The organism is Mesorhizobium sp. M00.F.Ca.ET.216.01.1.1 (genome assembly GCF_004010325.2).
In the GTDB taxonomy this organism is placed as follows: domain Bacteria; phylum Pseudomonadota; class Alphaproteobacteria; order Rhizobiales; family Rhizobiaceae; genus Mesorhizobium.
On record NZ_SADR02000007.1, the window covers coordinates 119,973 to 132,398 of the forward strand.

Here is a 12,426-nt window from a genome sequence, read left to right on the forward strand (position 1 = left end):
CACAATGCTCCTTGGAGAAAATACAAATGCCACTCACCCTCATCAGCCCCGCATTCCCGGCGGGCGGAAAAATTCCTGAAAGGTATACCCGTGACGGCCAGAACGTCTCGCCGCCGCTGAAGTGGTCCGGTGTTCCGGATGGTACGAAGAGCCTTGTTCTTGTCGTGCAGGATCCGGATGCGCCAAGCGGGACCTTCGGGCACTGGGCGGTGTTCAATATCCCGCCCGATGCCGGTGAGCTTGCCGAGGCGGAAGACGGCAAGCCGGGCCCGTCGGCACTCAGGCAGGGCACGAACGATTTCGGCAATGCCTATTACGACGGTCCGCAGCCGCCTGTGGGGCATGGCGTTCATCACTATCATTTCCTGCTGGCCGCGCTCGACGTGCCTAGCCTCACTATACCGGGACAGGCAGGCGTGCATCTTGTCTGGAAGGAAGCCCAGAAGCACGCGCTTGAGGAGACGGAGTTGGTCGGAACCTACGAACGACCAAGGTGAAGCCGGGCCGCGTCAGTGGCCGCTTTTTTGATGCCTTCGGCGCACATCCAGTCGAACTTCCGCAGAACGTGGTCAACGTCGCGCAGCATCGGTGTTAGAGCCCGAACGGATAGGTATCGGGTACTCCGGCCTTGGCATGTTGCGGTCCGAGCGGGGTCACCGCCGAAGTCTCGTCAAACCAGACGAAGGCGTCGAACTGCTGCGGCAGTGACGCATCGGCATAATGGCTCATCATCTCGGTTTCCGGCTGGTAGATGACGCCGATGAAACGTTCCGGCTTTGGCGCCAGCAGGCGGTAGCGGAGCGCATCGTCGCGCCCGAAGTCGAGCAGGAAGCGCGGCATGCCGGCGTCATGGCAGAGCCTCTCATAGCTGCCACGATGCGAGGGTTGCACGCGCTTGACCTCCATGTTGCCGCCCCAGTCGCTGGCCGCTGCAACCGTCCCTGTATGGGTGCCGAAGCCGATCAGCGCCGCCGCGTCTCCGAACTGCTCGCGGCAGAGCTGGCCGATGTTCAGTTCGTCGCGCGCCGTCCCCATCTCGGTGTAGCGGGCGTCGCCGATATGCGAATTGTGCGCCCAGACGACGGCTTTTGAATCGGGTCCGCGTGCCTCGAGCAGGTGTTCGAGAGTTTCGAACATATGAGTATCACGCAGGTTCCAGGATTCCGCGCCACCGTAGTACATGATGCGGTAGTAGCGCTCGGCCGATGCCACCAAGCGGGCGTTCTGAGCGGCATCGAGAAAGCGCTCCCCATCCTGTGTGGCATATTCGAGCCGACTGGCGAGCAACTCGCGGCATTGCTCGATCACTGCCTGCTCGCACTTCTGATACCCGGCCGTCAGCACAGCGCGGCCATAGGTCGACGGTTCTTTCTGCCATGGCGTGAGGCAGCCGTAACGCTCACGCGCCACCGTTGCCGCTTCCGGGTCGACCTTGTCCAGATAGGCCAGAACGGCGGCAATTGAACCGCTCATATTGTAGATATCGAGGCCATAGAAGCCCGCCCGGCGATCATGGTCCGGAATGGCTTCATTATGCTCGTGCATCCAGTCGGTGAAGATGGCGACGTCGGTGTTGCGCCACATCCAGGTGGGAAAGCGCTGGAACGGTGGTTCGGCCGTCCCAGCCGCAACGGGTCGATGGCGAACATAGCGATCGACCGCCGCCGCATCGGGCCAGTCCGCTTCGACAGCCACGATGGTGAAGCCGTGCTGCTTGATCAGCCGGCGCGTGATCGCGGCACGGGCGCGGTAGAACTCGGAAGTACCGTGGCTCGCTTCGCCTAGCAGCACGACGCGGCGGTCGGCGAAGCGATCGAACAGCCTGCCAAAGGCTGGATCGCTGAAATCGGGAAGCGGTTCGGCACTGGCGGCGATCATTTCCGGCAAGCTGCGGCCGCCTGAGTGCCCGGGCAGATGGTTGCTCGCGGAGCGGCTTCCGTTTTCGGCCCATCCCTGTTCGCCAACCAGCGGCACGAACATGACTTCGCCGAGGTCCTCTTCCTCGAAAGTTGTCCCACCGGTGCGGGTGATCTTGACCAGGCGTTGACTGCGCAATTCCTCACCGAGCGGGATGACGAGCCGGCCGCCGACATCAAGTTGGTCCATCAACGCTTGGGGCGCTCCAGGCGCGCCGGCTGCCACAACTATGGCGTCAAACGGAGCAGCCTCCGGCCAGCCTTTGGTTCCGTCACCAATCCTGAGCTCGATGTTTTCATAGCCGAGCTTTTCGAACCGCTTGCTGGCCGACTGGCCCAGTGTCGCGTGCCTTTCGATCGTGTGGACGCGCGTGGCAATTCGGCTCATTACCGCAGCGGCGTAGCCCGAGCCGGTGCCAACCTCGAGCACCCGGTCGCCAGGCTTGATCTCGGCGGCTTCTGTCATCAGCGCCACGATATAGGGTTGAGAAATGGTCTGACCGACGTCGATCGGCAGCGCACTGTCCTCATAGGCGAATTCCTCGAACCCGGGATCGACGAATTTTTCGCGCGGGACCTCGCGCATCGCGTCGAGCACGTTACGATCGCGAACGCCACGGCCGGCTATATGCACGTCGACCATGCGATTGCGAGCATGCCGCATGTCGAGCATGGCTGCCTCCGTCTGGTCAGTTTGGGCCAGATATCGCGAAACGATCTGGTCAGCAGCGGGTTCCTCGGTCGTCTCACGGTTTCCGGGCGCTGATCTTTCTCGCTAGCGCCCTTGGGACAGCTGAACGCTCCTCCGCTGCTTTGGAGGCGACGCCTGTTCCAACTATCATTGGTAGAAATCGGTCAAGCACGATTGTTGTCTTAACTTCTTGTTAATCACATGCTCGCTGAAAATATCCGATTAACCGTTGAGGCCTATATCGAGGTTATATTTCGTAGCTTGCTGTTCAATATGAGTTGTAGGGATGTGCGGATTCGGGGGCTATTTCGGTTCAATCCGGGACGCGGAAGCTTTGCTTACGCGCATGACAGGTGCGATCGCTCATCGCGGGCCGGATGAGCAAGGGAAATTTGTAGCACCCGACGCTGGGCTCGGGCATGCACGCCTGTCCGTGGTCGGGATCGGTGATGGCCAGCAGCCGATGTCCGACGAGACCGGCAATTTGACGATTGCGTTCAACGGCGAGATTTTCAACTACGTAGAACTGCGCGAAGGGCTGCTGGCCAAAGGCCGACGCTTCCGTACGTCGAGCGACACAGAGGTCATCCTGCACCTTTATGACGAGATGGGCGAAGACTGCCTGTCTCTCCTTAACGGTGATTTCGCCTTCGCGATATGGGACAATCGGCATCGGCGTATGGTGCTTGCACGAGATCGGATGGGTGTCCGGCCGCTGTTCTATACGAGCAAGGACGGGGTGCTTTACTTTGCGTCGGAGATCAAAGCCCTGCTGAAGGTACCCGGCGTCTCAGCCGAAATCGATCCGATTGCACTCGACCAGATCTTTACGCTGTGGGCGCCGATCGCTCCGCGCACGGCTTTCCGCCACATCCACGAGCTGGAGCCGGCAAGCGTGATGATCGCTGCACAGGAGCAGGTCACGGTCAAACGATATTGGCAACTGGACTATCCGCATCGGGATGCGCCACCGAAGATCACGAATGAGGACGACGCGGCCGAGGAACTGCGGGCGCTTTTGACCGATGCGGTGAGGCTTCGCATGCGGGCCGACGTGCCGGTCGGTTCTTATCTTTCGGGCGGGCTCGATTCGTCCCTTGTCTCGGCGCTTGCCGCTGGCATGACGCCGCGGAGGCTGCAGACATTTTCCGTAACGTTCGACAGCGCCGAGCACGACGAAAGCGCCTTCCAGACCAAGATGGCTTCAACGCTAGGCACCTACCATCGAGCCATTGCCTGCCGTGCCGGCGATATCGCCGGTGTTTTTCCCGAAGTCATCCGCTTTGCCGAGCGGCCGATCGTCCGCACAGCCCCGGCCCCCCTTTACAAGTTGTCCGGCCTCGTTCGCCAGGCCGGCCTGAAGGTGGTGCTGACTGGCGAGGGCGCCGATGAGGTCTTCGCGGGGTATGATGTCTTCAAGGAAGCCCGTGTTCGCCGGTTCTGCGGACGGCAGCCTGCATCGCACATGAGGCCACAGCTGTTCCGCAGGCTTTATCCCTATCTGCCGGGTCTGCAACAGCAATCCGTGGAGTACTTGGCTGCATTCTTCGGCGCCGGCAACGCTGCCCTCGACGATCCACTGTTCTCGCATCGGCCACGCTTCAAGACCACGGCGGCGGCGAAGATTTTCTTTTCAGGCGACCTGCGTGCGATGTTGAAGGGCTATGACGCGGCCGAGGAACTAGCCAGCCGGTTGCCCGAGGCATTCTCCCTGTGGCATCCGCTGCATCAGGCGCAATATCTCGAAACCCGCTTCCTCCTGCCGGGTTATATCCTCTCCAGCCAAGGCGATCGCATGGCAATGGCGCATGGCATCGAAGGACGGTTCCCCTTCCTCGACCATCGTTTGGTGGAGTTCGCGACAAGACTTCCGCCGGAAATGAAGCTGAAGGGATTGGTGGAAAAGAACATATTGCGCAAGGTGGCCGAGCACGTGCTTCCGACGGCGATCCGGGAACGCACCAAACAACCTTACCGGGCCCCGGAAGCCCGCTCCTTTGTTGGAGCCGGAGAACTGGACTACGTACGCGACTCCCTGAGTGAAGCGAGCATCGCTGCCGGCGGACTGTTCAACGCCAGGGCCGTGGCGAACCTCCATGAGAAATGCCGCACGCAGCCAGCGTCCGGGTTCCGCGACAACGTGGCCTTCGTGGGCATTTTGTCAACGCAACTGTGGCAGAAGAACTTCACCGGCCAAGAGGTCGGTGCAGCACGAGCGGCCTGAGAATCCAGGAAAGGAAAGGCATGATGGTGACAATCAAGGACAAGGTCAAAACCTTTATCGTTGACAACTTCCTGTTTGGCGACACCTCGTATGAACTTGCAGATACAGCCTCACTCATCGAGAACGACATCATCGACTCGACTGCCGTGCTGGAACTCGTGGCTTTCATAGAGGACAATTTCGGCATAGCGATGGTCGATTCCGACATCGTACCCGCCAATCTGGATTCGCTTGACCGTATTTCGTCCTTCATCAAGGCGAAAGCAGAAACGCTGGCAGCGTAGTTGCCAGCGAGAGGAGCGTCCGTGCGGATCGAACATTTTCTGGCCGCGAAGGCCGCTGCCCATCCCGCTAAAACGGCATTGGTCACCAAGGACAAAAGTCTGTGCTATGAAGAACTGGATGATCTTTCCAGCCGTCTTGCCACCGCCCTTTTCATGAATGGCGTCAGGCGCGGCGACCGGGTCCTGATCTTCATGGACAATTGCTGGGAGGCTGCCGTATCGATTTTCGCAGTGCTCAAGGCAGGGGCGACCTTCAGTCCGGTCAACCCATCCACCAAGGCCGAAAAGCTTGCCTACATCATCGCCGATTGCGACGCCGCGGCGATCCTCACGCAAGCAAAACTAATGCCCGTGGTTGCCGAAGCTTGCGCTTCGCACGGCAATACCGGCATCTTCGTGGCTTCTACCGTTGGAGCCGATAACCAATGCCCGGTAGGGGCTGCATCCCTGGCAGACTGCCTGACGCTCCAAGCCAGGGAGATAGACCACCGCGGCATTGACGTCGATCTTGCGATGTTGATCTACACCTCAGGCTCAACGGGCCGGCCCAAGGGCGTGATGATGACGCACCGCAATTGCGACGCGGCAGCAGACTCCATCACCACCTACCTGCGCAACTCGCCAGATGACATCATTTTGAATGTTCTTCCCCTTGCCTTCGACTATGGCCTCTATCAGTTGCTAATGGCTGTCAGGCTCGGTGCCACACTGGTGCTTGAGAAGTCCTTCGCTTTTCCTCAGGCGGTCTTTGAACGTATCCGCGAGGAAGGCGTCACCGGTCTTCCGCTCGTGCCTACGATGGCAGCGATGATCCTGCAGATGCGTGACCTGGCGCCGGGCTTCCTGCCCAGCCTTCGCTATATTTCCAACACGGCGGCTGCCTTGCCCCCGGCTCACATAGAACGCCTGCGGTCCCTTTTTCCCGGTGTCAGGCTCTATTCGATGTATGGCCTGACGGAATGCAAGCGCTGCACCTATCTGCCGCCCGAGGAGCTCGACCGCCGGCCGGGGTCGGTCGGAATAGCCATTCCGAACACCGAGGCCTTTGTCGTCGACGACCGCGGGCAACGAGTGCCACCGGGCGTAGCGGGTGAGTTGGTCATTCGCGGACCGCATGTCATGCAGGGTTATTGGCGAAACGAAACTGCGACGGAACGAATGCTGCGACCGGGGCCGAACCCTTGGGAAAAGGTTCTCTACACCGGTGATCTGTTCAGGACCGATGAGGACGGCTTTCTTTATTTCGTCGGCCGCAAGGACGACATAATAAAGACGCGGGGAGAGAAGGTGGCCCCGAAGGAAGTGGAAGCCGTGCTTCACGCTCATCCGGGCATCGCGGAAGCCGTGGTCGTCGGCGTGCCGGATCCGGTGCTCGGGCATGCGATCGCAGCACTCGTCGTATCGTCGGACCCGGCGCTTAGCGAAAAGGATGTCATTCGTCACTGTGCACGTCACCTCGAGGACTTCATGGTCCCCAAGATCATCGAATTCCGGATGGAATTGCCGAAGACCGATACCGGCAAGGTCAGCCGTCGGCTTGCAGCAGAGGCGATGGAGGCCGCGCAATGAATGTTCGCCCGACCGGGGACGTGCAGACCTTCCTGACGCAGGCTCTGGCGATCGACCCCGCCGCCGAGACGGACAGGATCGTGACGGCCCTGCGCGGGCAACTGCGCGGGATGCGCAAGCGCGGTCTCGTGCTCGGCCTTTCGGGCGGGATCGATTCAAGCGTTTCGGTCGCGTTGGCCGCGCGAGCCATCGGCCGCCAGAATGTACTCTGCCTCTTCATGCCGGAGAGCGATTCCGATCCCGAAAGTCTGCGGCTCGGCCGCCTCGTCGCCGATACTTTCGGTGTCGAGGCTATTGTAGAGGATATCGGGCCGACCCTACGCGCAATGGGCTGCTATCACCGTCGCGACGCCTTCATCCGCGGATTGGTCCCGGAATACGGCGAAGGCTGGGCCTCGAAGATCGTGATTGCGAACGCCCTCGAGGGCGAGGGCTACAATATCTCATCGCTGGTGGTGCAGGACCCGGAAGGCAAGCAAACGAAACTAAGAATGCCACTTCCGGTCTATCTCGGTATCGTCGCAGCCACCAACATGAAACAGCGCACGCGCAAGCAAATCGAATACTATCATGCCGATCGCCTGAACTTCGCCGTTCTTGGAACGCCGAACCGGCTGGAATATGATCAGGGGTTCTTCGTCAAGAACGGTGACGGCGCAGCGGACGTCAAGCCGATCGCACACCTCTACAAAACACAGGTCTACGCGCTGGCCGCCTATCTCGGCGTTCCGGAGGAAATCCGAAGCCGGCCGCCGACAACCGATACCTACTCGCTGGCGCAGACACAGGAGGAGTTCTACTTCTCGCTCTCTTATGACCGCATGGATCTCTGCCTTTACGGCCTCAACAACGGCGTGGCAGCCGAAGTGGTGGGGCAGGCGGCAGGATTGGCCGCCTCGCAAATTGAACGCGTCTGGGCCGACATTGCCGCCAAGCGCAAGGCGACGCGCTATCTGCACCTGCGTCCGCAACTCGTTGATGAAGTCGAGGAAATAGGCACCTGACCTAGCCTCGATCCGGGCTACGTCCCTGGGGGCGCTTCAGGTGAAGCGGCCACCGATCAGCCGGCTCCACTGCTCGCCCGCAAGCCCGTTCAGGAAAACTTGCGAGTTCTTCATGGCATCCAAAAGCTCGGGGTCGTGTGAATGCACGACGGTCGAGGCAACGGGCACGAAAGCTATGCGTCGTCCAAGCATTGCTTCCAGAAGAGCGGGTTGGATGCGGCCGCGCAGGCCGCAGACGCCGCGTGCGGCGGCATGATCGATCAGACAGTCGATCACGGGGCCCGCCTGGCCGGGGAGGGAGAGGATCTGCAGCACACGACCGATTCTATCTGTTCGCGCGTAGTAGGCGAAAGCGCCAACATTGGTGCCGGTTGGCGATGCCACGGAAACGTAGACAAGCTCGCCCAGATCCGGCTTTTGTGCCGCATGGCTCAGGATATGATCGAGCTGGCCTTCCATCCACTCCGGGCGCAGGGGAAACTGAGCGGTAAAGGGTTCGACGAGTTTGGCAAACGTGTCGCTGCCAATTTCGGACGCCCGAAATGCTCCTTGGCCTGCTCCGTCCGCCGCTACGCCAGTCCAGCGTCGTTCACTGCGCTTCATTCTCTTGCGGTAGAATCGGTCGAAGGTGTGCGCAAACGGATTGAGCATCCGGGCGAGCTCTATGCGATTGGCGAAAAGGCTAAGCATAAAGGTAGACGGCCGCATTACGCGTACCCAGTCAAGGCTGTATTGCGGCAGGACCACGCCGCGAAGCCGGGTCCACAATTTCACGGACGTATCATTGGCCGTCTCGCTGAAGGAGATGTCCTGCGGACCATCCAGGAAAGCTTTCAACAAGCGGGCGCCAGCCATCGGGTCTCGCTCATGATCCTCGACCATGAGCGAGCTACAGATAGCCGCGCGTAGTTGTCGGCCGCTGAACTTCATCGGCAACGCGTGAACGCCGACAAATCCGGAAACGTGACCGGCGTCGTTGACGTGGACAAGCGACCGGAGGTCGCTCCCCCAACCGGGAGCATCCAGGTAGAACCGTTTCATATACTCGACGAGGGCGGCTGGCGCCTCGGTTCGGTCTTTGCGCAGCACGCGTTGAAACATGCCCGCGACTGCCGGAAGGTCGGCGCATTCCAAGGCGCGAATGACGCTCACGCCTGGCTCCCGGCACCGGAGTCCCATCCACCGCGTTTCTGGGCCATGGCGACGCGAGGCTTCCCATCGGCCATCGCGGCGAACGTCAGGTGTTCGTAGGAACTCGTTCTCGACAAAAGGGCGGCTACCTGCCGATCCTGGCCTTCTCCGAACTCGAACAACAGCCATCCGCCCGGTTTGAGGAAGACCGCCGCATCCCGGACCAGCCTTTGGAGAATCGAAATGCCATAAGGACCGCCATCGAAAGCTTCGCGGGGTTCATTCTCCAGCAGATGGACGCTTTCGCTATCGAGACGGGAAGACGAAATGTAGGGGGGATTGCACACGATCGTGTCGACGATGCCTTCGAGATCGTCACCCTCGAATGCGGCAAACAGGTCGCCCTGGCGAATCGCGACCCTGTCTTGCAGGGCGAGGCGCACGACGTTGCGGCGAGCAAGGGCAACCGTGCTGTCGGTCAAGTCGGCCGCCCATGCCCGCACCCGCGGACAACCGTTCACGATCCCTATTGCCAGATTGCCGCAACCGCAGCACATGTCGATCAGGATCGTTTCGCTTGCTCGTTCGCGAAGAATGGCCGCGGCTTTCCAGCCAAGCAGTTCCGTTTCCTCTCTTGGCACGAGAACGTCAGGCGCGAGTTCCAACTCGACCTCCATGAAGCGGTGCAATCTCGACCGATTGCTTTCGTTCAGGTGGCCGACAGGAGAGCTGTAATGCTGCGGCAAGGTTGGTCCTTTGCTTAGCGGATGAAACCCGCGTCATTGTTGTTACCAACCTCGGGTAAACTGACATTAAAGATTGCAAGCCGAGTTTTATCGGCGCGGCTCACACCTTGTTTTGAATATCAAGAATTTCGGTTCTTCGCGTGGGCACAGGAAACACTTTCCTTTTCCCCTGCCGACGGCGGAATTCCTATTGCTACAACAAGGCGGTTCACGCACTAGCAGCGAGCAACGCTTCGTATCGATCCCCGATCTTTTCAACTTCGAAATCCGCCGCTCTGCTTTTCAGGACGGCGGCGGAAGTCGGCCGGTCCAGCATCTCAGCCATCGCCTTTGCCAGGGTCGCGACATCACCAACCGGCACCAAGGCGCCGAAACGGCCTTCATCGAGAATCTCGCGCGGGCCATGCGGCGCATCTGTGGAGACTACGGGAACACCAGCAGCCAAAGCTTCGACCAACACATTGCCAAAGCCCTCGCTCGTGGATGAAAGGACGAACAGGTCGGCTGCGGCATAACAGGCCGCGGGATCGTTGACGTAGCCGGCAAAAAGCACATCCGCGCCGATACCGGATTGTTCAGCATAGCTGCGCAACTCGGCCGCTAGTGGACCTTCGCCGAAGATGACAAGTCGGGCGCGGCGGCCGGTGCGCAGGACAGCGAAGGCCCGGAGTAAAGTCCAATGATCCTTGACCGGCACCAGACGTCCGGCGGTGGCGATGACCGGGCCACCGCCCATCGTCGCAAGCTTTGCCTGCCAAGCGTAGGAATGTTCCTGCGATATCGCAGCCGGCGGCAGCGGGTTATTGATGACGACAACCTTGGATTGTGGAAAGCCGCGGGCCACGATATCGCGACCGACGCCCGCCGAAACGGCGATGGCTTTGGTAGTGCGCGCTGCAACCGGCGCGGAAAGCCAGACCGCCATTCTCGCGCCGAGGCTGCCGGAAGGCAGTGAGGCGGCTGCGTGGAAGCTTGGAAAGAACCTCGCTCGGCTTCGCGCCAATGAAAGCGCCAGCGCCACGATCAGATTGGCGAATTCCGGGGCGCTATAGACCGCATGGGGGCCAAGGCGGTTGAATAAACGTGCGCTTCGCACGATGCCTTTCAGCGTCGCCCACTTGCCGTAACCTTCGCCGCGCAGCGGAAGGCCGAAATCGACTAGATGCACGGCAGTGGAGAGCAGCGCGGCGTTAGGCCCTTCCGCGTTCCAGGTAAAAAGTGTGACATCGTGCCCACGCGATGCCAATTCATTTGCCATGAGGACGAAAACACGCTCGGCGCCGCCGCCCCTGAGACTGGCAATGTGAAAGACGATACGCTTCGCCATGCCTTGGTTCAGGCTCGGCTGGTGGCAATGCCTGATTGGTTCGGCGGCTGGCGCATGTCGCGCAAGATGCCCATGGCAATGGCGAGCAGCATGCCTAGAGCAAAGCCGGCGAAAGCTCCCATGCCTATGACCAGGGCAGTGCGGGGCGGCCATGAGCGCGCCTTTGGCGGCACCGCGGAGGAAATCACCTGCACATTCGTGGAGTCGATCTGCTCGCGCTCAGTGATTTGGCGAGCGCGCGACAGGAAGCTTTCATAGATCGACGTCTTCGAGGCGGCGTCGCGTTCAAGCTCTCGCAGGGCGACCTCGGACTCGCTGTCGGTGAAAACATTGCCCTTCAGATCGTTCATCTTGGCACCGAGAGAAGCCAGCGAGGCTTTGGCCGCATCAAGATTGACCTTTGCTGAGCCGACGGTGCGCGAGAACTCCGCCCTGAGTTGCGAGCTGACGGTTTGGAATTCTGTCTTGAGCCTGACAATCGTCGGGTGGCGTGGTCCAAAGGTCATCGACTGTGAATCGATTTGCTGCCGCAGGCTGTTTGCCTTCTCGCGCAGCGCGGCAAGTGCTTCCGAAGTCGCGGGGCCAGAGTTGGTCCCATTGGCACCGGAGGCACCCAGGGCGTCGTAACTTGCCTGGGCGGCGATGACGCGCGATTGCGCCTCTACAATTTGGCTGTTGAGCTGCGTCATCGTTTGCGAACTGACAAGCTGACCGTTGCTGGAGGACAGGTTGTGGCTGCGCCTGTAAGCCTCGACCTTCTGTTCGGCCGACTGTACGTCGCGCTTGAGCTGGCCAAGCCGTCCGTCAAGAGCAGCTGCGGCACGGCCGGCATCGGCAGCTTCGGCCTTGGCCAGCTCTTCCTGGAAAGTCTTGACTATGGCTTGAGAGATCAGGATCGCCTTGTCTGTGGTTTCGGCCGATACCGACAGGGTTGTGACAAACGAGGTTTCATCTGCGGTGGTACTGACTCGCTCCGCCAGGTTTTTCAGGGCAATAAGCTTCGGATCGGACTTGCTGCCATTCGCTCCACCGCCAGACGTGGAGGCGCTACGGTCCGGGTCGAAGAACTCCGGATCGTTGGCTAGGTCGAGGTCGCTCACCACACGCGAAAGCACGTTGCCCGAGGTCAAGATGCGCTGCTTGCTGCGCGCGTTGAGCAGTTGGCTATCGACCTGGCCCGGCTGCGCATAGAGATCGTTTTCCACAACCTGCAAATTGCCAGGATTGATGAGGATTTCCGTATTGACGGTATAACGCTGTTTGCTCAGCATGGAATAGGCGCCGCCGATGACGCCGCCGACTACTGCTAGCATGCATGCCAAGGCGAGGCCGGCCCGCAGCCAGACAAACAAGCGTCGAAAGTCGAGTTCGAGGAAGTCGCCGATCTTGTCAAGCGTCACCGTCGCGACGGGCTCGGACGCCTGCGGCATGTCAGGTACGGGGCGTGCCATGACTGGAGTACCTTGTTGCAGCATTGCCCTGCGCCGCGCATTGGCGATCCGCTCGAATGCGCTGGTAGCGGATTCCGCCGCAG

Annotated in this window: 10 protein-coding genes; 5 read left to right on the forward strand and 5 right to left on the reverse strand. The window is 60.5% G+C overall.

Annotated features, from left to right (window positions below; genetic code table 11):
• The first annotated feature begins 26 nt into the window (after positions 1–26).
• Complete coding sequence (locus tag EN859_RS11710) at positions 27–497, forward strand: YbhB/YbcL family Raf kinase inhibitor-like protein (protein ID WP_127851407.1); 471 nt, start codon at positions 27–29, stop codon at positions 495–497.
• 94 nt (positions 498–591) lie between these two features.
• On the opposite strand, the gene EN859_RS11715 is transcribed toward EN859_RS11710, so the two are convergent.
• Entirely contained in the window at positions 592–2,589 is a 1,998-nt protein-coding gene (locus EN859_RS11715) for a protein-L-isoaspartate(D-aspartate) O-methyltransferase (RefSeq protein WP_127851406.1), read from the reverse strand.
• A gap of 304 nt (positions 2,590–2,893) precedes the next feature.
• On the opposite strand from EN859_RS11715, the gene asnB reads away from it, so the two are divergent.
• From asnB to nadE, 4 genes are read left to right on the forward strand one after another with little or no spacing between them, the layout of a single operon-like run.
• The gene (gene asnB, locus EN859_RS11720) at positions 2,894–4,831 is read left to right on the forward strand and encodes an asparagine synthase (glutamine-hydrolyzing) (RefSeq protein ID WP_127851405.1); all 1,938 of its coding nucleotides are present in this window, start codon (positions 2,894–2,896) and stop codon (positions 4,829–4,831) included.
• A 20-nt stretch (positions 4,832–4,851) separates the two neighbouring features.
• Positions 4,852–5,115, forward strand: coding sequence for an acyl carrier protein (locus EN859_RS11725; RefSeq protein WP_127851404.1), 264 nt, complete (start codon positions 4,852–4,854; stop codon positions 5,113–5,115).
• Between the two features lie 21 nt (positions 5,116–5,136).
• The gene (locus EN859_RS11730) at positions 5,137–6,684 is read left to right on the forward strand and encodes an AMP-binding protein (RefSeq protein WP_127851403.1); all 1,548 of its coding nucleotides are present in this window, start codon (positions 5,137–5,139) and stop codon (positions 6,682–6,684) included.
• On the forward strand, positions 6,681–7,688 hold the full coding sequence (nadE, locus tag EN859_RS11735) for an NAD(+) synthase (protein WP_127851402.1): 1,008 nt from the start codon (positions 6,681–6,683) through the stop codon (positions 7,686–7,688). The genes EN859_RS11730 and nadE overlap by 4 nt, the downstream gene beginning before the upstream one ends.
• 36 nt (positions 7,689–7,724) lie before the next feature.
• Here nadE and EN859_RS11740 read toward each other — a convergent pair whose 3' ends face one another.
• The 4 genes from EN859_RS11740 to EN859_RS11755 all read right to left on the reverse strand — a co-directional run bounded on the left by EN859_RS11740 (position 7,725) and on the right by EN859_RS11755 (position 12,343).
• The gene (locus EN859_RS11740) at positions 7,725–8,840 is read right to left on the reverse strand and encodes a hypothetical protein (RefSeq protein WP_127851401.1); all 1,116 of its coding nucleotides are present in this window, start codon (positions 8,838–8,840) and stop codon (positions 7,725–7,727) included.
• A complete protein-coding gene (locus EN859_RS11745) occupies positions 8,837–9,496 on the reverse strand; it encodes a class I SAM-dependent methyltransferase (protein ID WP_127851789.1) in 660 nt (219 codons plus the stop codon). Before EN859_RS11745 ends, EN859_RS11740 begins: the two co-directional genes overlap by 4 nt.
• Before the next feature lie 277 nt (positions 9,497–9,773).
• Complete coding sequence (locus EN859_RS11750; RefSeq protein ID WP_127851400.1) at positions 9,774–10,892, reverse strand: glycosyltransferase; 1,119 nt, start codon at positions 10,890–10,892, stop codon at positions 9,774–9,776.
• 8 nt (positions 10,893–10,900) lie between these two features.
• Positions 10,901–12,343, reverse strand: coding sequence for a GumC family protein (locus EN859_RS11755; protein WP_245525540.1), 1,443 nt, complete (start codon positions 12,341–12,343; stop codon positions 10,901–10,903).
• Positions 12,344–12,426 lie beyond the last annotated feature (83 nt).